This window comes from Myxococcus sp. SDU36, assembly GCF_030168875.1.
GTDB lineage: Bacteria > Myxococcota > Myxococcia > Myxococcales > Myxococcaceae > Myxococcus > Myxococcus vastator.
In genome coordinates this window covers 2,264,526-2,285,885 of the sequence record NZ_CP077414.1, presented here as the reverse complement: position 1 = coordinate 2,285,885, position 21,360 = coordinate 2,264,526, and the positions used below count along the sequence as shown (strand labels likewise).

The window sequence follows — 21,360 nt, the reverse complement described above, 5'->3', positions numbered from 1 at the left end:
AGGCGTGGCTCGACGCTAGAGGCCAATCTCCGCCAGGCGCGCCTTCACGCGCGTGGCCTTCACGCCGGAGTTGGCCGTGCCGCGCCCCTGCGAGTTGCCGCCCAGGCCGTAGTGGTGCAGCCCCACCACCTGGTGCGAGGAGGAGGACAGCACGGGCGAGCCGGACGAGCCGCCCAGCGTGTCCGCGTTGTAGGACAGGTCCGTGGTGCTGTAGTTGGCGTTGAGCACCACGCCCGGCGAGGACTTCTTCGTCGGCGTGCAGCCGCTGGACGTGTAGTAGTCGCAGTTCTGGTGGACCACGTAGATGCTGGAGTTGGTCGCGGCGTTGGCGCTGGCGACCGTCAGCCAGCCGTAGACGTCACCCGGGAGCTGGCCGTTGGTGGCCGTGCAGCGCAGCGCCGTCATGTCGTCGCCGGCCCAGGTGCGAATCATCGTGCCGCAGTTGTACCAGACGCGCGCGGTGGAGCTGACGCCGTCCTCGTAGTTGAAGGACGCGCGCACGCCGGAGGCCTGGGAGCTGCTGGCGACGCAGTGATTGTTGGTGATGATGACGTCCCGCGACACCAGCCACGCCGTGCAGCGCGAGCCCACCGCCGGAATGGACAGATAGCCCACCGCACGCGAGCGCGTGCGCTGCGTGCCGGACAGGGTGGTGGCGCTCACCCAGTTCACCGTGCCCACGATGACGTTGGACTCTTGCGACTGCAGCGGCTCCTGGCCGTCCGCGTTGGGGACGTCGAGAGGTGCTTCGGTACCGCAGGCAGACAGGGCTCCCACCAGGAACAGCGCACGAACGCTCTTCGGGAACATCGGAACACCTCCTCGCGCTGGATTGCGCGGCGAGGCGCCAAGGCACGCGCCGTGCCATGCCATGACTTCGAGCGACTCCGCTCGGAGCGTGCATCGCGCCGGCACGCGCGACTGGTGCGTCCCTGTCCAGACAACTGGGTTGTTGATGTAAAGGGGTTTCACAATCCCACCGGGGGTGGGTAGTGAAATTCGTGATTTACGAGTTTGTCCGGAGGTGACGCGTTCCGGGTCAATCCGTTCCCCGGCCGTTGTCTCCGGCCAGGACAGGCTCTGGAAAAGTACAGGGCCTCAGCCGATGACCATGTCCTCGCGCTCCAGGGTGCCGGAGCCGAAGTCACGCGAATGGCCCGCCGCGTCGGAGTAGCGCCGGAGGTTGAAGCGGGTGAAGAGCTCGTCGGACTCGCCGGTGGCCATCCACTGGGCCATCCGCTCCGCGACGGCGGGGGCCATCATGAAGCCGTGGCCCACGAAGCCTGACATCTGGAGCAGGTTGTCCAGGCCCGGGGTGCGCCCCAGGATCGGGTTGTTGTCCGGCGTCACGTCGTAGCAGCCGGCCCACTGGCGCAGCACCTTCACCTGGCCCACCTGGGGAAGCTGCTCCATCAGCGCCCGCGCGAAGCGCGACACGAAGCGCAGGGTGCTGCCCATGTTGAGGCCCGCGGGCTCCTTGGCGTCGCCCATGCCGCCCACGATTTCGCCGCGCATGGACTGGCTGAAGTACAGCCCGCTGTCGAGCACGGACACCAGCGGCGTCAGGAAGGGCTTCAGCGGCTCGGTGCTGAGGATTTCGTGGCGGTGCGGCTCGTTGGGCAGCTTCACGTCCAAGAGCTTCGCCACCTGGGGGCTCCAGGCGCCGGCGGCCAGCACCACGGTGTCGCAGGCGATGTCCCCGCGCGTCGTCTTCACCTTGCGCACCTGGCCGCCGCTCGTTTCAAAGCCGGTGACGTCCGTGTACGTCTCCACGCGGACGCCGCGCTTCTGGCAGCCCTGCGCGTAGCCCCACAGGAAGGGCCAGGGGAAGATGACGCCGTCCTCCGGATTGTAGGACGCGACGAGGCAGTTTTTCATCGTGAGGCCGGGGACGATGCCGCGCGCCTCGTCGGGGGTGATGAGCCGGGTGGGGACGCCGAAGCGGTTGTGCAGCGAGACGTTGCGCTCCAGCCGCTGGGCCACCGGCCGCGTCTTCGCCAGGAAGATGTAGCCACCCTGGCGCAGCCAGACGTTGATGCCCAGCTCGCGCGCGAAGCCCTTCATCAGGTCGATGGAGCGCTTGGCCAGCTCCACCAGCGAGGGCGTGCCCCACTGCATGCGCACGCCGCCGCCGTTGCGGCCGGACGCGCCCGCGCACAGGTAGCCGCGCTCCAGCACCACCACGTCCGTCTCACCGGCGCGCGCCAGATTGTACGCCAGCGCCAGGCCCATGATGCCGCCGCCGATGATGACCACCTTCGCCTTCGCGGGCACCGGGCCCTCCGGGCTCAGCGCGGCGGGGAAGGCGTCCACGTCCTGGGGCAGCCCGCCCACGGGCGGCTGGGACTCGTCCACGGGCGCGGAGGCCAGCAGCCGCAGCTCGGTGGGGTAGAGCGGCGGGCGCGGCGTGAAGGGCACCACGGCCGCGGACTTGAGCGCCTTCTCCTTCTCCAGCAGCGCGGCCACCGCCGCCGTGCAGCTCTTGCCCTGGCAGATGCCGGTGCCGAAGCCGGTGTAGCGCTTCACCGACTCCACGTCGCGGAAGCCCCGGGACACCGCGTGACGGATGTCGTCGACGGTGACGTCTTCACAGGAGCAGATCATCGCCTTGCTCATGACAGCCCTCCCACCAGCGCCTGGGCCGCGCGCCGTCCGGCCGCCGCCGCGTCCTTCGCCGTGCCTCCGCCCGTGACGTCCCCCGCGGCGTACACGTCCGGCGCATGGGTGCGTCCGTCCGCGTCCGTCTCCACCACGAAGAGCCCGCGCTGCGCGTCGAACGGCACCTTCGCGCCGCCCTGCCGCGCCAGCTCGAAGCTGGGGCTGACGGGGACGGACACCAGCACCGCGTCACACGACACCTTCTCCCGGCCGCCGCCCTCGCGCGTGTAGCTGAAGGCGCTCACGCCGCGCAGGCCATGGGCCTTGGGGTCGCCGCCGCGCACCGCCGTGGCATGGGCGCCCGGCGGCGGCGAGTCCCTCAGGTCCACCACAGCCACCACCTTCGTGCCGCGCTCCTGGAGCAGGTTCGCCAGCGCGTGCAGCTCCGCGCCCCAGCCCACCAGGGCCGCCGTCTGGGGCGCCACGTCGTAGCGGCGCAGCAGCAGGCTGGCCGCGCGGCCCGCGTAGACGCCGGGCAAGTCGTTGTTCTCGAAGGGCAGCGTGGGCGGATGGCCGCCGGGCGTGAGCAGGAAGCGCTCCGAGTACACCTTCACCAGGCGCGGCGCGTCCGCCTCCCAGGTGCCCACCGCGAGGAAGCGCCCCGCCTCGTCGTCATACAGGCCCAGCGCGGTGGCCCGCGTGAGCACGCTGCTGGGGGAGATGCGGTGGACGTCGTCCAGGCTGGGGCCGCCGGCCTCCGGCGCGCCGTTCGCGAGCCGGCCACCGAGCGCGTCGTCCCGCTCAATCAGGAGGAAGCCCACGTCCCGCTCGGTCAGCACGCGCGCCGCCGCCAGGCCCGCCGCGCCGCCGCCCACCACCGCCACGCGGGTGCGCACCGTGCGCGCGGGCGCCGTCACCGGCGCGGGCGTCCTGGGCAACAGGCCCAGCCCCGCGAGCTGCCGCGCCACCTTGGCCATCACCTGCTCGGCCACCGGCACGCCGGCGAACATCTCGTGGTGGTCCATGCCCTTGGGGAAGAACCAGTCGATGCTCTCGAAGATGTCCACCGTCGCGGAGGGGTAGGCGTTCTGCCGCTCCAGCTTCATGCCCTCCCGCGCGGGCGTGCGGCACGCGTAGACATTGGGCACGCCGTCCACCCGCATCAGGCAATGCGAGCAGGCCCCGGCGAAGCAGTAGGGGCCTCGCGGCCGGTGGTACTTGATGGAGCGGGCGAGCATGGGCTCACCCGCGGCAATCAGCGAGCACGCCACCGGCTCACCTTCGATGGCGGGGAGGCTCTCGCCCTCGAGGTCCACGGTGATGGCCCGGCCGCGCGGCGGTACGTCGGGGAGGCGTCGCATATGGGTGCGCGCAAAATGGCTTAGGCGGACCGGGCGGTCAAAGCCTCTGACGGCATGACGCGCGGTGCCCAACACGCCTGGCTGACAGTCGCGGTGATGGCGCGCCCGAGTCTGGCTAAGGCGCACACCGTAAAACGAGCGGGGACCGTCCCGGGCCGTGGGCGCCCGGGACAGTCCCCGTGAAGGCTCGCGTCGGTGCGTGACGCGCCGGGCAAAGCACCCGGCAATCCTTGTCAGACAGGCTGCCCGGTCGAGGGGATGATGGGCTCGGGCATGCCCTGCGGCCGGTGCCCGAAGCGGGTGCGGACCACCGCGCCCAGGGCCATCAGCCCGACCAGCGTGGTGAAGATGGGGCCGAGGATGGGGAGCGCGCTCACCACCATCAGCACCAGCAGCCCCAGGGCCAGCACCACCGCCTGCGTCTTCCGGCCGCGGAGGATGGGCAGCCGCGTGCCCAGCTCGCTCGCCACCGCCGCGTAGCCGAGCGCCGCCGCCACGGGGGCAGCCATCCACAGCACCAGCGCCACCGGGATGCCGATGATGGTGATGCACAGCACCACCGTGAGGGGAAGCATCGCCAGCAGTCCCACGAAGCCGGTGAGCCCCGTCTGCACCGGCTTGCGGCGCACCTCCTCACCCAGCTGCTTCATGCGCGCGGGGAAGAACATCTGTCCCAGGAAGCCGAGCCCGAAGAGCACCGCGAAGGTGAGGATGAAGCCCGCCAGGCCCGCGCCGTCATCGTCGCGGTCCCTCCGGTCTTCGGAAGGGTCCTTGGCTTCCTTCACGCCCTTCTTGATTTCGCTGGCCACCATGCGGCCAATGCCCGCGCCGCCGAAGGACTCGATGCTGCCTTCTACCTGGGCGTCGTCGTCGCGCTCCACGGAGCCGCCAAAGGCAGACACGTCGCCTTCCACGCGGGCGTCCGGCCCCAGGATGACGTTGCCGCCGAAGGCGTGGGCGTCCCCGTCCACGCGGCCGTGGACCTCCAGGTTGCCGCCGAAGGCGACCGCGTCATCCTTGACGTGGCCGTTGACCACCAGGTTGCCGCCGTACACCACGGCGCTCTCCACCGCCTGGCCTTCCTTCACCTCCAGGCTCTGTCCGCGCGCCACCACGTTGCGGCTGCCGTTGCGACGCATGGTGCGCCGCACCTCGTCGCGGGCCCGCTTCATCTCGTCCCGGGCGCGCTTCATTTCCTCCCGCGTCTCCTCGGCGAACTCGCTCGGGAGGTCGGGAATCGGAGGGATGGGCGGCGCCGCCATCACCGGCGGAGCGCTGGGCGCGGGCGGAGCCTCCGGCGCGGCGGGCGCGACGTGAGCGTTGGCCTCACCGGATTCGGCGGCGTGCCTCTCCTGCGCCGTCATGGGCCGCAGCGTGAAGATGGTGCCGTCCTGGTCCAGCCGCAGCGAGTAGGCGCGGGCCACGGTGCGCAGGGCCTGGTTCGCCGTGACGCCGCGCAGGTGGACCTCGGCGGGCACGTCCAGGTCGCCGGTGACGACCAGGTTGAGGCCGCCCTTGTCGGCGATGGTCTTCAGGGCGTCGCGCAGGGTGCCGCGGAAGCTGATGTCGACGGTGCTCTTGGCGGGAGCCGTCACGGCGGCCTGGGGCGCCGTGTCCTGGGCAAGCGCCAGGGGGGCGCCGAGCAGCAGAGCGGGGAAGAGGATTCGAGAGAGGATCTTCATGGTTCGCTCACGCTTCGGAAGGAGAGGGACCGGTGCCGACGAGCCGCTTGAGGCCGTACAGCGACGTCAGCAGGAGGAAGGCGAGGGAGCAGGCCACCGTCAGGCCCGCGGTGGTCCACAACGCGTTGGCGCCGCTGAGGACGCCCTCGACGAAGGGCCGCCCCTGCACCAGCACGGAGGCCAACCCGGTTCCCAGCCGGCCGAGCGCCTGGTCGCTCATCACCAGGTAGCCCAGCCCGCCCAGCATCGACGTCAGGAGGATGGCCAGCCCGGACCAGAGCTCATGGCGCCGGGGCACGGGTTCGGCGGACACGCGCGCCATGACGCTGGCCACCAGGGTGGGCGGGGGGAGGGGGTCCGCCAGCCGGTACAGGTCCTGCTCCATCAACCGGTGCTCTTCCAGGACTGCGGCGCAGGCGGCGCACTCGGCGGCGTGGTCCAGCGCGGGCCCTTCACCGGCCTCCAGCTCCGTGAAGAGGACTTCGAGGTCCGGACACAGGTGGGGATTCATCGCGGCGCCTCCTCGGTGGTCATCTTCTTGCGCAGCTTCTCACGCGCCCGGAAGAGCCGGGCCATGATGGTTCCAGGCGCACAGCCCATGATCTGGGCGATCTCCTTCGTCGTGCGCTTCTGGACGTAATAGAGGGCGAGCACCTCCCGGTCGTCGACGGACAGGGTGGCCATGGCCTCCTCCAGCGACTGCCGCTCCTCGCGGGCGATGGCGCCTTCCTCCAGCGACGCCTCGCCGCTGGGGAGCAGCTCCTTCATGGGCTCCAGCTCCTCGGTGCGCACCTTGGTGCGGCGGCGGAGCAGGTCCAGGCAGAGGTTGCGGGTGATGGCGAGCACCCACAAGTCGAACGGGCGCGCGTCGTCGTAGCGGTGGAGGTTCTGATAGGCGCGAAGCAGCGCTTCCTGCGCCACCTCCGCGGCCTCGGCCTCGCGCTGGAGCAGCCGCAGCGCCAGGCCGTAGACGGGGCGCTGCACGCTGCGAACCAGGGCCTCGAAAGCGGACGGGTCACCTCGTCGGGCGGCCTGCACGTCCGCTTTCCAGGGAAGCGGCGGGGCTTCCTCAGCCATCAGCATCCCGATGGCATGGGCGAGCGTCCCGGGAGCGTCGTCGAGGGCAAGAGCGTTCACGCCTTGTCCTACGGCGCGCCCGCCCGCCCATTGCATCCGGGCGGGACATCTCTATTTCTTCCGTGATTTCGAGGGCTTGGACTTCTGGGTGCGCTGGGCCGCGGTCTCCGCGCGGGCTGTCTCACGGGCGTCCTTGCGCTGGCGCTGCCGCTCACGGAAGCCCACGGGCGTGGCGGGCGCCTCCGGGGCCGCGGGACTGGCCTCGGGGGCCTTGGCGGCCAGGGTGCGGGCGCGGCCCGAGGTGGGCTCCAGGAGCTCAGGTTCCCGGGGACCGGCGCGGCGGCGGCCGGGCGCGCCAGCAGCGCCCCGGGCCTCGCGGTTTCCGGCGGGCGCGCGCGTGTCGCGGTCTCCGGACGCGCGGCGGCGGGTGTCCGTTCCCGGCGCGCCACGGCTTCCGGCGCGGGCGCCGTCCGTCTCACGGCGGGGCGGCCCCCGGCGGCTGGAGGGCTCGTGCGCGGCGGCGGCTTCGGCCTCCACCAGCCTCGGCCGCTGCGAGGCGCGGATGGTCTCCGCGCTGTCCTCGGCGTACTCGAAGTGGAACAGCCGCTTGACGACCAGGGTGGCGTAGGCGCCAGGCGGCAGGGTGAAGGCGATGTTGACCTTGATGTCGTCGCGGCTGAGCTCGTCCACCTGCGTGCGGCCCACGACGAGCTTGTGCGGGAACGACAGCAGGGGCCGCTCCTCGTGCTTGAAGTAGAGCCTGCGCTCGGCGCCGGGGACCTGCAGGTCCGAAAGCTGGAGCTTCTCGCGGCCCAGCACCCAGCGCACGGCCTCCTCCACCTTCGGGTCGCTGAACGTCGAGTTCGGCGCGAGCAGGGGGAAGGTGGCGTCGCGCAGCGTGCGGAGCACCTCCGGGCTGGCGTCGCGGTGGAACAGCAGCGTGCCGGCCTGGTAGCGCATGGGGAAGAGGTGCTCGCGCGGCAGCAGGAGCTGGAGGTAGCGCCGCACGCCCTCGTTCCAGAGGAAGCTCTGGTAGGTGAAGATGAGCATCGCGCGGTAGTCCGCGTCGATCTGCATGAAGGCGCGCAGGTAGTCCCCCGGCTGGTCGCGCAGGGACTTGAGGACGCGGTGGTACTTGCGCGTGCCCTCATACGGGACGCGCGCGTCCCAGCGGCCCCAGTTCTCCCGCCAGAAGGCCTTGATCTTGGCATCCTCCGTCCGGTCCAGCTCGGACGGCTTGGCCATGTAGTTGTGCAGCGCGGCCTCGAAGTCGCCCCGGATGAGGTCCTTGGCGATGAAGCCCTGGCCGTGCTTCAGCGAGCCGAAGCGCTGGCTGTCGAAGTAGTTGATGACGCCCAGGCGGTTGACCTCGGCGGTGGCCACGTTGAGGGGCCCCAGCGACGCGGGCTGGAGCGAGCGCACCGTGACGGAGAAGCGGTTGGAGGTGATGTTGGCGGCGGACAGCGGCTTGTCCGTGCGGCCCAGGTACTTCAGCCGCAGGTCAGGCTCCTGCATGTCCACGTCGGAGCCGTCCACCGCGATGATCTGCTCGGTCCGGCCCTGCTTGTCCTTGAGGCCGCAGTAGCTGATGGCGCCGGGCTTGAGCCCGAACGCATCCCGCAGCCGCGTCACCGCGTCGAAGGTGGACAGCTTCTGCTTGTCCATCAGGTAGACGCGGTGACGTCCCGAGTCGACTTCGTCGAAACGGTATGACTCCTTGACGGAGAAGTCCTCGGGCTTTTGTTTGATTCGCACGGCGCCCCCTTACCAGCGCGGCGCCCCGGAATGAAGCATCTGCGCCAGAAAGGGGATAACGTGACTTCTCATGCGAATCCTTCCCCTGCTGCTCCTGGCCCTGGCCCCAGGGTGTGCCTCCACGCTCTCCACGCAGCAGACCGCCCGGACGCTGGCGCCGGGGCAGGTCCAGGTGACGGGCGGGGCGGGGTTCTTCCTCCCGGTCGGCACGCTGGTCCGGGTGGTGGACGCCGGCAAACGCGAGGGCGAGGCGGCCCGGGACGCGATAGAGAATGACCGCCCCTACTCGCTGAGCGAGGAGGCCCAGCAGGAGCTTCTGACGGCGGGCGTGGCGCTGATGGTGGCCCCGCCGGGCGCCAATCCGGAGCTGATGGTCCGGGTGGGCGTGGTGGACCGGCTGGACGTGGGCCTGCGCTACAGCGGCATCTCCCTGCGCGGGGACCTGAAGTTCCAGCTGGCGCATGGCGGGGATGACGTGGGCCGCTACCTGGAGCTGGGGCAGCGCTCCTACGACATGTCGCTGGGGGTGGGGGTGTCCCGGCACTTCTTCAGCAGCCCGGTCCTGGACGTGCTGGAGGTGGTGGAGATGGGCGACTTCAGCCGCTACGACGTGGAGGTGCCCCTGTACCTGAGCGCGGACTGGGGGGACGTCTTCAAGCTCTACGCGGCGCCCAAGTACATCTACAGCCGCACCCGGCTGAACGCGCGGCTGGTGGACTACGCCGAGCAGGGGAAGCCGGTGACGGGCTTCGACGCGACGCTCCCCACCACGGTGGGCAGCCACTTCGTGGGCTCCACGCTGGGCATCGCCGTGGGCTACCGGTACGTCCACCTCTTCGCCGAGGTGACGGGGGGCTACTTCCGGAGCAGGCCCCAGCTCTTCGGGATGAAGCGGGACCTGGGCGGGGTGACGGTGATGCCGTCGGTGGGCCTGGCCATCCGGATGGGTGGGTCGGACCGGAAGCCGACGGCTGGCCGCTGACCAGGCGTGCAGTGGTGACTTCCGAGCGTTCCCCGGTGACGATGGCCTCTGGTAGTGTCCAGGCCGGTGAGGATTTTCGCGTGAGCCAGTCCCCCGTCCCCTTCGCTCCCAAACCCGGGCAGCTTCGCGGCCCCCGTCTGACAGGGCGCTTCGCGGATGGCACGCTCGGGGAGTTTCCCCTGGGGCCGGCGACGTCCCTGGGCCGGCATCCGTCCAACACGCTGCGGCTGGTGGACCGGGAGGTCTCCAAGGAGCACGCGGTCATCGAGCGCGTGGGCAAGGACTTCCTCCTCAAGGACCTGGGCTCGTCCAACGGCACCTTCGTGAATGGCCGCCGGGTGAAGGAGCTCAAGCTGCGCGACGGGGACGAAATCTCCCTGGGCGCCTCGCGGCTCATCTTCCACAGCGGCGAGCCGGCGGCGCAGCCCAACGCGCCCACCGCGCCGGGCGTGACGGTGGTGGCGCAGTCCATCTCCATACCGGCCTTCCTGGCGCAGATGGACCAGGTGCCGCAGAACTTCCGGCCCGCCGAGCAGGTGACGGACGTGGAGGCGCTGCGCCGCGACTACGAGAAGCTGCGCATCGCCCATGAGTTCCACCGCCAGGTGAGCCTGCAGGGCAGCCAGACGGGGCTCTTCGAGCAGATCCTCAAGGTGGCCTTCCAGCTGCTGGCCGCGGACCACGGCGTCATCCTGAAGGTGGCCGCGGACGGCGAGTTCATTCCGTCAGCGGTGCACCACCGCTCCGACAAGGCCGTCAACGTCATGCTGTCCGACACCGTGCTCAAGCGCGTGGTGGAGACGGGCAAGGCGGTGCTGACGGCGGACGCCATCATCGACGAGCGCTTCTCCGCGGCGGAGAGCATCGTCGCGCAGGGCATCCGGTCCGCCATGGCGGTGCCGCTGAAGGTGAACGGGAAGATTCAAGCGGTGCTCTTCCTGGACAGCCGGCAGCAGATCAACGCCTTCTCGGAGAAGGACCTGACCATCCTCTCCGGCATCGCCTCGCAGGCGAGCATCGCGCTGGAGAACGCGGCGCTGGCCGAGCAGATTCGCGCCGAGGCCGTGACGCGCGCGGAGCTCAGCCGGTTCCTGTCCAAGGCCGTCGCCGACGCGGTGATCGCCGGTGAGACGGAAGACCTGGCGCAGAGCCGGCTGGCGGAGGTGAGCTGCCTGTTCGCCGACATCCGCGGGTTCACCACCATTTCGGAGAACGACTCTCCGCAAGAGGTGGTGGACATGCTCAACGCCTTCTTCACCGCCATGGCCGGGGTGGTGTTCCGCCACGAGGGGAACCTGGACAAGTTCATTGGGGACTGTGTCATGGCCGTCTGGGGGCCGCCGTTGTCGCACCCGGATGACGCCGCCCGCGCGCTGCGGGCCGCCCTGGAGATGCAGGACGCCGTGCAGGAGCTGAACCGCCGCCGCGTGGACGCGGGCAAGCAGCCCATCGAGGTCGGCGTCGGGGTGAACACCGGGCAGGCCGTTGTCGGCTACATGGGCAGCGCCGAACGCCATGAGTTCACCGCCATTGGCGACACGGTGAACACGGCCTCGCGCCTGTGTGGCATGGCGAAGAGCGGTGAGGTGCTGGCCTCCGAGTCCACGGTGCGCAAGGCGGGCGCCGGCTTCGACGTGGAGGGGCTGCCGGCCCTCCAGGTGAAGGGCAAGGAGAAGGCCGTGCCAACCTACCGCGTCCACGGGCTGGAATACACCACCGCTGCCTCCTCCTCACGCCGCGCATGAGCCCGACGACGCAGGCCTGCCCCAACTGCGGCCATCCCCACGACATCCGCGTCTACGTGAGCGGCCAGCGTGTCCAGTGCCGCTGCGGCATCCGGTTCGAGGCCCGCCGGGGTGACGTGGCCGCCGAGGTGGCGCGCAACACGATGGTGCCCACCGGCAGCGGCATCCTAGAGCGGCGTCCGCCGTCCCCTGAGACGTCCGGCGCGGTGACGGTGGTGCCCCACGCGGAGCCGGAGCCGGGCATCGAAATTTCGCTCTCGCGCGTTTCGGAGCCCGTGCGCTCCGGGCCCCACGGCGGTGTGAATGGACCGCCGGGCGTGGCGGCGCCGGAGAGCAGCGGGGTGGCCATGCCGTCGAGCAATGGGAGTTCGGACGCGCCGGTGGACCCGACGCTGGTGCGCTCGTCCGCGAAGACGGGCTCGGGCGGCGCGCGCTCGGACCTGAACGGGCACGAGGACAGCACCTTCGTGGGGGGCGGCAAGGTGGAGCTGCCGGGGTTCGAGCTGCTGGAGCTGCTCGGGCGCGGCGGCATGGGTGAGGTGTGGCTGGCGCGGCAGCAGTCGCTGGGGCGCACGGTGGCGGTGAAGCTGCTGCCGCCGCGGCTGGCGAAGGACCCGGAGTTCGTCACGCGCTTCGAGAAGGAAGCCACGGCGCTGGCGGCGCTCAACCACCCGCACATCATCCAGATCATCGACCGGGGCGTGGCGGGCGAGCACTACTACTTCGTCATGGAGTACGTGGAGGGCCGCTCGCTGCGCGAGGCGATGTCGGCCGGGCTCACGCCGGAGAAGGGCATCAAGCTCCTCCTGGCGGTGGCGCGCGCCATCGAGTGCGCGCACGACAAGGGCATCATCCACCGCGACCTGAAGCCGGAGAACATCCTGCTGGACGGGCGCGGGCACGTGAAGGTGGCGGACTTCGGGCTCGCGGGCATCCGCGCGCCGGACTCACGCCTGCAGCTCACCGCGACGTCGGTGGCCATGGGCACGCTGAACTACATGGCGCCCGAGCAGCGCCGCGACGCGAAGAACGTGGACGGGCGCGCGGACCTCTTCTCGCTGGGCGTCATCCTCTACGAGGTGCTCACCGGAGAGCTGCCGCTGGGCCGCTTCAAGCTGCCCTCCGCGAGGGTGCCCGGGATGGACCCGCGCGTGGACCCGGTGGTGGACCGCCTGCTGGAGCAGGACCCGGCCGCGCGCTACGAGAAGGCCGGTGAGCTGTGCGCCGCGCTGGAGGCGATGACGGCCACCAGCTCCGCGCCGGGCATTCCCCAGAGCGAGCTGGACGGGGGCCTGGTGCCCGCGGCCGCGCGGTCGGTCCGGCCGGCGCGGCAGACGGCGCTGTCGCGGCAGCTCCGTTCGGGCTGGCGGCGCGTGCGCGGTGGCCTGTCGGTGGTGGGCGGACTGGCGCTGCTGGGCTTCGCGGTCCGGTGGTTCGTGGGGCCGGTGAGCCTCCACCTGGGCGACGACCAGCGCGTCATCCTCGGCACGCAGGGGGGCCGGGTGAGGCCCGGCAACCAGGTGCTGCCGCCGAACACCTACGGCGAGGTCTTCTCCACGCTCTCCTTCGCGGCGCCCGCCAAGGCCGGGGGCACCGCGCGCCTGGAGCTGGGCTTCAACGAGGGCAACGAGGAGCTCAACGTCCACAGCGGCCAATGGCGGCTGGTGGATGGGGAGCTCCAGGCCTTGCAGGCGGGCAAGGAGACCAATGGCCGGCGGCTGGTTCCGCGCGCGTACATCGCGCAGCGCTACTTCTCGTCCAACGATTTCACGGCCGAGGTGCTGATGGACGTGGCGGCGCTGGGACAGGAGTACGCGCAGGACGCGGATGCGCAGCACTACGGCGAGCTGGCGTTCCGCATCAAGGACTTGCAGGTCTCCGCGTTCGCCATTCCGGACGTGGGCATGCGGCTGTCGTGGCGCTACTTCATGCCGAACGGGCGCGAGGTGGTGGGGAACAGCGCGCAGGACACGGAGGCGCTCGTCGAGGACGAGATGCCGCTGCCGGCCCACGGCCCCTACCTGGTGCGGCTGCAGCTGCGCCGGAACAGCTCGGGCGTGCTGGTGGAGGCGTTCCTCAACAATGAGCGCTTCGCCCGCAAGCTGCTGGTGGGCCTGGAGGATCGCGTGGGCAAGGTGGCCCTGGGCTGCCGCAACCTGTCCTGCTCGTTCGATGACCTGAAGGTCCGGGGGCACCTGATGCCCCGGCCCGTCCGCCGCGTCGCCGCCAGCCCCGAATAGCAGCCCGCGCGGGCAGGCGGAGGCTTGCGCGGACGCCGCTCCATCCCCACCTTGCGCTTGGCATGTTCCGCCACGCGGGCGTCCATGCCGAGCCTTCAGGGGGACGGGATGGAGCTATGGCGCTGGCGCCCGTCGTCCTGTCACGGGCGCTGTGAGACGCGCTCAGTCGGCCCCGGTGTTGCCGGTGCCGCGCGTGGTGGAGAACACGAGCTGCTCCTCGCTGTCCGCCACCCGCACCGTGAGGGTCCGCTCCAGGCCCGCGAGGCCCAGCGGCGTGGACTGCGCCAGGTCCGCGAGCAGCGAGCCCGCGGCGCGCAGGTGGAAGCCGGTGGTCCACATGCCCTCCAGCTCGCCGAACACGGTGCGCAGCTCGTCCGGGGCCTTGCGCTCGTCAATGGCGCGGCGCAGGCGCACCATGCCGCTCACGAAGTTCCGGCACCGCATGAGCGTGTTGGGGTTCTTCGAGATGACCTCCGCGAAGCTGAAGTTGCCGCCGCCCGGACGCCACTCGCTCTCGATGAGCTGCAGGTCCTTGCCCAGCTCGCGCACCGTGGGGTCCTTCTGGAAGTACCACCTGGCGATCTGCGCCGCGCGGCTGGGCGACAAGTCACTCAGCATGAGGCTGCCTTGCTCCTGCACCTCGCGGAGGTAGGCCTCCCAGATGGGGGCGTAGACGGCGCGCCGGAACTCAGGGGAGGCGCGGGGGAGCTGCTCGCTCCAGGGCAGCGCGCGGGCCAGGGCGCGTGAGAAGCGCGACAGCTCGAGCGTCTGGATGCGGGGCACCAGGGCGCGCAACGAGTCATCCGCCATCTTCAGCTCGAGCCGCGTTTCGATGGGGTGCTTGCCCACGTCCTCCTGCATGCCGCTGATGACGCTGGCCGCGTCCTTCGTGTCCAGCACGCCCCAGACGACGGCGTCATCCACCGCCTGCTGCAGGTCCTTGCGCGACAGCTTCTTCTGCCGTCCCCACAGCATCAGGTGCAGGCCGTAGCCGAAGTCGGAGGCGACGGGGGTGGGGGAGAAGCGCGTCATGTCCGCCTTCAGGTCCACCAGCCACTGGCCGCGGGTGCCCAGCAGCTTGTCCTCGTAGCCCCGGCGGCCGAGGAACGCCATGCGCCGGGCGCCCTGGAAGTTCTCCTGCGTCACCCAGGACTGCTTGCTGACGTTCTTCGCCTTGAGCAGCTCGAACGAGCCAATCCCCAGGGAGAAGCCGTACGCCTGCTGGCGCGTGAGCGTGGTGGCGTGGAGGTAGTTGCGCAGCTCGAACTCGGTCTGCTGGGCGGGGAGGCTCTTCATCCACTTCAGCAGCTCCACCAGGTTGCCCTTGAGCAGGGACTCGTGGAAGCGCATCGCGGTGACGTCCTCCACGACGACCTCCATCAGCGTGGAGGTCTCCGCCAGGCGCAGGTATTCGTACTCGAAGCCCTCGGCGACCTGCGTGCGGACGGCGTTCTCCAGCGCCTCGGAGACGCGGGCCTTGAAGTCGGCCCAGGCCTGCGGGAGGTTGGCCGGGTCGGCCAGCTGCGGGTCCATGCCCAGCCGCTCCAGCACCTGTCCCAGCACCTTCTTCTGGGTGTCGTCCAGCTTCGCCTTGCTGGCCTTGTCCACCAGGCCGTCCATGATCTCCACCGCGGTGGCGCCCTTCTTGGCGAGCTCGCGGAGGACGGGCCCCAGCAGCGCCTCCAGCACCTGGCCCAGCTGGGACTTCACCGCCGCCGGGTCCAGCAGCTCCACGGTGATGCCCAGGCCGGCGGAGAGCGCCTGTTCGTGGGACTTCACCTTGCGCACGGCGACCTGGATGCGGCCGGCGCGGGGACGGGAGAAGCTGAGCTGGTAGTCGTCGGTGAGGGACACCCGGGCGGAGAGGCCGGCCTTGGCGCTGGTCTTCAACGCGAGCAGCTCGTTGCCGCGCAGGAAGCCCAGGCGGTTGAGGTTGGCGGGGAAGACGTCCGCCCAGTTGAGCTCCAGCCGCGTGTGGATCGCGCCGCGAACCTGCCACGCCACCGCGTCCCCCGTGCCAAGCTTGGCCAGGTCGGTGGCCTGCATCAGCCGCAGCTCGGACAGGTCGGCGCGCACCGCCTCGCGCATGTTCTGCCCCAGCGGGTGCGCGCGGTAGTCGCTGAGCGTGACGGACAGCTCCGTCTGGTTCTCGGAGGCGAGGAAGGACAGGCTGGCGCTCGCGGCGGCCTTCACGCGCGCGGACACCTGGTAGCGCATCCAGCCCACGTCGCTGCCCAGCAGCAGTTGGGGCCGGGGCCCTGACTCGGCGCTCTCCGGGCCCGGCTCGCCGATGATGCCGTTTTCGTCCACGTCACCGGGCGAGTTGAAGTTGCGGATGGACGCTTCGCCGGTGGTTTCGAAGGAGAGGGTGAGGCCGTGCATGGCCAGCTTGGGCGGAAGGATTTTCTCTTCCGTGAAGGTCCCCTGGGCCAGCAACACCTTGATGTCCTGGTCCTGCAGCTTCACGTCGGGCACCTTGTCCGCCACGACGTCGGGAAGCTTCTCCATCAGCTTGTTGACCACTTTCATGCGCATCCCCCTGGGCTGAAGCCTCCTGCACGGTGGCTGGAGGTCTCTTCGTCGTACGCCGTTGATCAGCTCGGAACAAGGCGGATACTCGAAAAGACCGGTGGTCAGCGGATACCTGCCCTGGAGGGAGGGGTCAGGGCTCGTCGCCCAGGCCGTACTCCTTGAGCTTGCGTGCGAGCGTGTTGCGGCCAATCTCCAGCACGCGTGCCGCGGCGGTGCGGTTGCCCTTCACGGCGTCCAGCACGCGCAGGATGTGGCGGCGTTCGACCTCCGCCAGCGACAGCAGGCCCGCATCCACGGGCGCGGGGGCCTCCGGCGCGTTGACACCGTGGGCGGCGGCTGGAGGCGCCAGGGCGGCCCGGTCGACGTTGGGCAGGGGCAGGTGCTCTTCGAGAATCTCCCCTTCGCAGAGCACCACGGCGCTCTCGATGCAGTTCTCCAGCTCCCGCACGTTGCCGGGCCAGCGGTAGCGCTTGAGCCGCTCCAACGCGGCGGCGCTGAGGCGGGGCGGCGTCAGCCGGTGCCTCCGGGCGACGGCGGCGACGAAGTGGCGGGCGAGCCGCTCGATGTCCTCCGCGCCGCGCTCCCGCAGCGGCGGCAGCACCACTTCGACGACCTTGATGCGGTAGTAGAGGTCCTCGCGGAAGCGGCCCTCGGTCACCATGTGGGCCAGGTCCCGGTGGGTGGCGGCGACGATGCGCACGTCCACCTTCACGGCCTGGGTGCCGCCCACGCGCTCGAACTCACGGTCCTGGAGGACCCTCAGCAGCTTGCCCTGCACGGGCAGGGGCAGCTCGCCAAGCTCGTCGATGAACACCGTGCCGCCGCTGGCCGCCTCGAACTTGCCGGGCACGCGGTGATCCGCGCCGGTGAAGGCGCCGCGCTCGTGGCCGAAGAGCTCGTTTTCGATGAGCGCGGCGGGCAGCGCCGCGCAGTCCACCTTGATGAAGGGCTGGTCCCTGCGGGGGCCATTCACATGGACGGCGCGGGCGAACAGCTCCTTGCCGCTGCCGCTCTCGCCGCGCAGCAGCACCGTCGCGTCGGTGGGCGCGGCCTTGCGCACCAGGCGGTAGATGGCCTGGAGCTGCGGGGACTCGCCGATGATGCGGTTGAAGAAGTAGCCCACCGGCACCTGGGGCTGGTCCTTCGCGCGCTGGAGCTCCTGATAGAGGCTGGTGCTCTGGAGGGCGGTGCCCACCTGCGAGGCGATGGCGGTGAGCCGCTGCGTGTCCTCATCGGTGAAGCGGTCCGCGCCGCGGCGGTTGAGGACCTGGAGCACGCCGTAGAGGGTGCCGTCCCCGTCGCGCAGCGGCACCGCGAGCAGGCTGGTGGTGCGGTAGCCCGTCATCCGGTCGATGTCCGCGAAGAAGCGCTGCTCGCCGCGCGGGTCCGGCACGTTGATGGCGTGGCCCGCCTCGGCGACGGTGCCGGCGACGCCCTGGCCCAGCTTGACGCGAATCTGGGACACCTCGGGCAGGTGCGCGGCGCGGCTGAACAGCTCGCGGCGGGCCGGGTCCAGCAGCCAGAGGGTGCCGCGGTCCGCCTGCAGGGTGATGGCGATGCGGTCCATCAGCGTCTGGAGGAACGCGTCGAGGTCCACCTCCCTGCCAACGAGCCCCCCGAAGGGGAGGAGGACCTGGGAGACGTCCGAGGGGGCTTGGGGCATGGCGGGCAACGGCGGAAGGACGAAGGCGGAGGCCACACCATAACATCCGGAGGGCATGGGGCCGCCCCTCTCAGGCCGCGCGGCCCAGCACCAGCCGCTGGCCCTCGCGCGCGGGCTCGCAGACGGGGAAGAGCGTGCGCGCCTGCTCCGCCATGTCCTCGAGCACGTCGTCACCGTGCGCCGGGTCGTGGTGGAAGAGGCACAGCCTGCGCGCGCCCACCAGCCCGGCCACGCCCGCCGCGTCCATCATCGTCGAGTGGCCCCAGCCCTTCTTCGACATGCCCTTGCGGCCCTCGTATTCGTCCGGCGTGTACTGCGCGTCCAGGCACAGGACATCCGCGCCCTCGAAGAGGCGGCCCACCTCCGGGTCCAGGTCCTCCACGCGCACCTCCACGTCGGTGGCATAGACGAACGCGTGTCCATCCGCCTCCACGCGGTAGGCCAGACATCCCTGCGGGTGCGGCACGTCGATGGGCGTGACGCGGAAGGGGCCCACCTCCACGGGCCGGGCGTGCAGCGCGGAGCGGAAGTCCATCCGCGAGCGCATGGTGGAGAGCGGCACCGGGAAGTGGGGCGGCTGCATCTGCGCGGCCAGCTCGGACTGGAGCGCCTGGGCCCCATTCGCGCCCGGGCCGTAGAGCGTCAGCTCGGACGTGGGCAGGTAGGCCGGCGTGAAGAAGGGGAAGCCCTGCACGTGGTCCCAATGCAGGTGGGAGAAGAAGAGCGTGGCCTTCTGGGGCGCGCCCTCGCGCATCATGACTTCGCCCAGCGCGCGGAGGCCCGTGCCCGCGTCCAGGATGAGCCGGTGGCCCTGGCTGGTGATTTCCACGCAGGACGTGTTGCCGCCAATGCGCGAGCCCGACACCGCGATGCTCCCCCGAACGCCATGAAACCGGACTTCCATCGTGAGCCTCCTGGAATGGCGCCTCCGCCTGGGGCGCCCTCATGCCTGGAGCCTCAGAGCACGGGGTGTGCCATTTCCAAGTGACTGGAATCAGGAGCGCGAGCCACGGGCGTGCCTGCCGGTGCTCCAGAATGGAGCGCGCCTGGCTGGTGCGGGCGATCCAAACTGGTGCTCAGGGCCCGCGTCTACGCGGTGGCGGCGGGGGCCGGCTGCGGACGGCGGGAGTCGAAGGCCATCAAGATGGCGCCGACGACGAGCGCGGCGTCCGCGACGTTGAAGGCATACCAGGGGTTGAGCGGCCAGAACCCGAGGTCCGCGACGACGAAGTCCGTCACGCTGCCCAGGCGGACGCGGTCAATCAGGTTGCCGATACCGCCGCCGACGAGGCCGAGCGCGACGTGCAGCCGGTAGTGGTCCGCGGGCGTCTGGCGGACCATGTGGATGACCAGCACGAAGACGGGGAGGGCCACCGCGCTGAGGATGAGCTGGGCATAGGGCAGTGACCGGAACATGCCGAAGGTGATGCCGGTGTTCTCCACGTACTGGAAGCGGAGGACGTCGCCGAAGACGCTCATGCCGAAGGCGCCCAGGGGCTTCACGTGCTCGCGGACCAGGACCTTCGTCCACTGGTCGAGGATGAGGAGCAGCGTGGCCAGCCCGCCCACGACCAGGTATTTTCGACGGTCCGGAGTCATTGCGGCGCAGCCTCCTACAATTGCCGGGGCCCGACAACCACCCGGAGTCTCAGTCCGCCTGCCTGGGAAACGAGTGCTTCTGTTCCTTCGGGGGCAGCACCAAGATGGGGGCAGTGTCATCCCGTCTCGCCAGCCGCCCGCGGTGTTCCCGCTGCAACCTGTCGCTGCACCTGTGTCTGTGTGACGAGATTCCCCAGGTCCACACACGGACGCGAATCCTCCTCCTGCAACACGTGATGGAGATCGCGAAGAAGAGCAACACCGGCGGCGTGGCCGCGCTGGCGCTGGTGAACTCGAAGCGCATCATCCACGGCTCACCCACGGGGAACTCGGAGCTGGAGCTGCTCTCCGAGCCCGGGACCTGGCTGCTCTATCCGGATGGGCCCGCCGCGCCTCCTGATGCGCCCTTGCCGCGGCAGCTGGTGGTGCTGGATGCGAGCTGGTCCCAGGCCCGGCGGATGACCCAGCGGGTCCCCCTGCTGCGGACGCTTCCTCGCCTGGCGCTGCCGCCTCCGGAGCCTGGACTGCTCCGGCTCCGCGAGCCCTCGCACCCCTCCGGGATGTCCACCCTGGATGCCGTGGCGCGCGCGGTGGCGGCGTTGGAAGGGCCCGAGGTGGCCCTGCCCCTGGCGCGGCTGGCCGCGCTCCGGGTCCAGCGGATCGCCGAGTGTGGGACCTTGTATTGAGTCACCCGGTGTCCGCGCTTGCGCGGGGATGGGGCGGCTCAGGATGTCTGTGATTGTGTTGCCGGGGACTCGCGGTGGCGTTCGTCACCGCGATGTCAGAGGCGCGGGTTAAAGGGAATGCTGCCGCAGATGAGATGCCTCCGAGTACCTCGTGAAAAATCAGGAAAACTTGCACTTGCGGACAAAGTAAATTTCACGTAACGTCTCTGTGACGTCAGCGTAGGCTGGCGCTTCTATTTTCAAGAAGTGATGAGGGGGAGGGTCCCCGGGAGCTTCGGGGGCGCTGCTGGGTGGATGTGGCTGTATCCGTGCCGACGCCGGCATGGGCGCCCTCCTGGGCGCGGTGTGTCTTTCAATCAGGCGGCTCAGATTCGTCAACCAAGGCTCTGCGGCCCATTGCTGGCTGCGAAGCCGTACTTCATTCCACGCCATGACCGCACGCATCAGAGAGCGCCAGGAGAGCTGGGGCACCATCATCTACGACAACCTCCGCGATGAGTTCTCGGCGAAGGTGTTCGAGGGCTGCGTGCCTGTGCCGCGAAGTCCCATCGGTTGTGGATGGCTGGTCACCGCGCCGTGCAACCTCAAATGTATCCACTGCTACGGGAACGTCGAGGACCTGCCGTCGAAGCGGCTCTCCACGCCCCAGCAGCTCAAGGTGGCCGACGAGATCATCCGCGCGGGAATCATGAGACAGATTCTCTCCGGCGGTGAGCCTTTGATGCGCCGAGACACCCTGAACGTCATCGACAAGCTCACGGACCATGGTGTCGCCACCATCCTCGGCACCAACGGCACCTTCCTGACGCAGCAGATGATGAAGACGGTGTCTCGCTGCACGCGCGTGGAGATCAGCCTTGATTCCATGGACGAGCGGGTCAACAACGAGATTCGCCCCAGCCGCGGCGCCAAGGGCAATACCTACCAGGAGACGCTCCGGGCCATGAGCCTGTGCGTGGACCATGGCGTGGCGCCGCGAATCCTGACCTGTCTCAACCGCCACAACAGCCAGCATGTCGAGGAGCTGGCCCAGTTCATCTACGAGCGGGGCATCCGCGACTGGGCCATCTCCTGGACGCTCTCCGCCGGTCGCGCCTATCACATCTACGGCGAGCTGATGCCCGAGGAGACGTCGCATGTCACCGCGGCCGTGGAGCGGCTTCGGGAGCGCTACCCGGACATGCAGATTCGCCTGTCGGACCGCACCGTCAACTACAGCCGCTACTACTTCCTCATCTGGCCAGACGGCATCATGGGTACCGAGGAGATCGTCACCGGCAAGAAGCTCTTCTTCAGCTCCCTGGTGACGGGCACCGTCCAGGACGGTTGGAGGCAAGAGAACTACGACCTGGACGCACACCTCCGGAAGTGGGTGGGGGACCGCATCGAGGTCATTCCCATGCAAGGCCGCGAGCCCCTGGTCGCATAGGATGTCCGCGG

General features: G+C 70.0%; 16 protein-coding genes. 5 read left to right on the top strand and 11 right to left on the bottom strand.

Features of this window, described 5'->3' with window-relative positions; translation table 11 throughout:
* Positions 1-15 precede the first annotated feature (15 nt).
* The 7 genes from KGD87_RS08935 to truD form a co-directional block, all read right to left on the bottom strand.
* Positions 16-810: a trypsin-like serine peptidase gene (locus tag KGD87_RS08935; RefSeq protein ID WP_284667042.1), complete on the bottom strand. Its 795-nt coding sequence runs from the start codon at positions 808-810 to the stop codon at positions 16-18.
* A 288-nt stretch (positions 811-1,098) separates the two neighbouring features.
* The gene (locus KGD87_RS08930; RefSeq protein ID WP_284667041.1) at positions 1,099-2,616 is read right to left on the bottom strand and encodes an FAD-dependent oxidoreductase; all 1,518 of its coding nucleotides are present in this window, start codon (positions 2,614-2,616) and stop codon (positions 1,099-1,101) included.
* Positions 2,613-3,959 (bottom strand): 2Fe-2S iron-sulfur cluster-binding protein, encoded by a 1,347-nt coding sequence (locus KGD87_RS08925; protein WP_284667040.1) that lies wholly within the window; start codon positions 3,957-3,959, stop codon positions 2,613-2,615. Before KGD87_RS08925 ends, KGD87_RS08930 begins: the two co-directional genes overlap by 4 nt.
* 233 nt (positions 3,960-4,192) lie before the next feature.
* A complete protein-coding gene (locus KGD87_RS08920; RefSeq protein WP_284667039.1) occupies positions 4,193-5,641 on the bottom strand; it encodes a DUF8173 domain-containing protein in 1,449 nt (482 codons plus the stop codon).
* A gap of 7 nt (positions 5,642-5,648) precedes the next feature.
* Positions 5,649-6,152 carry a hypothetical protein gene (locus tag KGD87_RS08915; RefSeq protein ID WP_284667038.1) on the bottom strand — a complete coding sequence of 168 codons (504 nt, stop codon included), beginning with the start codon at positions 6,150-6,152 and terminating at the stop codon, positions 5,649-5,651.
* On the bottom strand, positions 6,149-6,718 hold the full coding sequence (locus KGD87_RS08910) for an RNA polymerase sigma factor (RefSeq protein WP_284668604.1): 570 nt from the start codon (positions 6,716-6,718) through the stop codon (positions 6,149-6,151). Before KGD87_RS08910 ends, KGD87_RS08915 begins: the two co-directional genes overlap by 4 nt.
* A 111-nt stretch (positions 6,719-6,829) precedes the next feature.
* Complete coding sequence (gene truD, locus KGD87_RS08905; protein ID WP_284667037.1) at positions 6,830-8,473, bottom strand: tRNA pseudouridine(13) synthase TruD; 1,644 nt, start codon at positions 8,471-8,473, stop codon at positions 6,830-6,832.
* Between the two features lie 70 nt (positions 8,474-8,543).
* On the opposite strand from truD, the gene KGD87_RS08900 reads away from it, so the two are divergent.
* The 3 genes from KGD87_RS08900 to KGD87_RS08890 all read left to right on the top strand — a co-directional run bounded on the left by KGD87_RS08900 (position 8,544) and on the right by KGD87_RS08890 (position 13,440).
* Positions 8,544-9,455 (top strand): type II toxin-antitoxin system TacA family antitoxin, encoded by a 912-nt coding sequence (locus KGD87_RS08900; RefSeq protein ID WP_284667036.1) that lies wholly within the window; start codon positions 8,544-8,546, stop codon positions 9,453-9,455.
* Between the two features lie 80 nt (positions 9,456-9,535).
* Positions 9,536-11,200, top strand: a complete 1,665-nt coding sequence (locus KGD87_RS08895; RefSeq protein ID WP_284667035.1) for an adenylate/guanylate cyclase domain-containing protein — start codon at positions 9,536-9,538, stop codon at positions 11,198-11,200.
* Positions 11,197-13,440 carry a serine/threonine-protein kinase gene (locus KGD87_RS08890; protein ID WP_284667034.1) on the top strand — a complete coding sequence of 748 codons (2,244 nt, stop codon included), beginning with the start codon at positions 11,197-11,199 and terminating at the stop codon, positions 13,438-13,440. The genes KGD87_RS08895 and KGD87_RS08890 overlap by 4 nt, the downstream gene beginning before the upstream one ends.
* A 162-nt stretch (positions 13,441-13,602) precedes the next feature.
* On the opposite strand, the gene KGD87_RS08885 is transcribed toward KGD87_RS08890, so the two are convergent.
* From KGD87_RS08885 to lspA, 4 genes are all read right to left on the bottom strand, one after another.
* Positions 13,603-15,969, bottom strand: a complete 2,367-nt coding sequence (locus KGD87_RS08885) for a hypothetical protein (protein ID WP_284667033.1) — start codon at positions 15,967-15,969, stop codon at positions 13,603-13,605.
* Between the two features lie 133 nt (positions 15,970-16,102).
* Positions 16,103-17,692 (bottom strand): sigma-54-dependent Fis family transcriptional regulator, encoded by a 1,590-nt coding sequence (locus tag KGD87_RS08880; RefSeq protein ID WP_284667032.1) that lies wholly within the window; start codon positions 17,690-17,692, stop codon positions 16,103-16,105.
* A gap of 13 nt (positions 17,693-17,705) precedes the next feature.
* Entirely contained in the window at positions 17,706-18,539 is an 834-nt protein-coding gene (locus tag KGD87_RS08875; RefSeq protein ID WP_284667031.1) for an MBL fold metallo-hydrolase, read from the bottom strand.
* A gap of 185 nt (positions 18,540-18,724) precedes the next feature.
* On the bottom strand, positions 18,725-19,234 hold the full coding sequence (gene lspA, locus KGD87_RS08870) for a signal peptidase II (RefSeq protein ID WP_284667030.1): 510 nt from the start codon (positions 19,232-19,234) through the stop codon (positions 18,725-18,727).
* A 104-nt stretch (positions 19,235-19,338) separates the two neighbouring features.
* On the opposite strand from lspA, the gene KGD87_RS08865 reads away from it, so the two are divergent.
* A complete protein-coding gene (locus tag KGD87_RS08865; RefSeq protein WP_284667029.1) occupies positions 19,339-19,920 on the top strand; it encodes a tRNA-uridine aminocarboxypropyltransferase in 582 nt (193 codons plus the stop codon).
* 430 nt (positions 19,921-20,350) lie between these two features.
* Positions 20,351-21,349, top strand: a complete 999-nt coding sequence (locus KGD87_RS08860) for a radical SAM protein (RefSeq protein WP_284667028.1) — start codon at positions 20,351-20,353, stop codon at positions 21,347-21,349.
* The last annotated feature ends 11 nt before the right edge of the window (positions 21,350-21,360 follow it).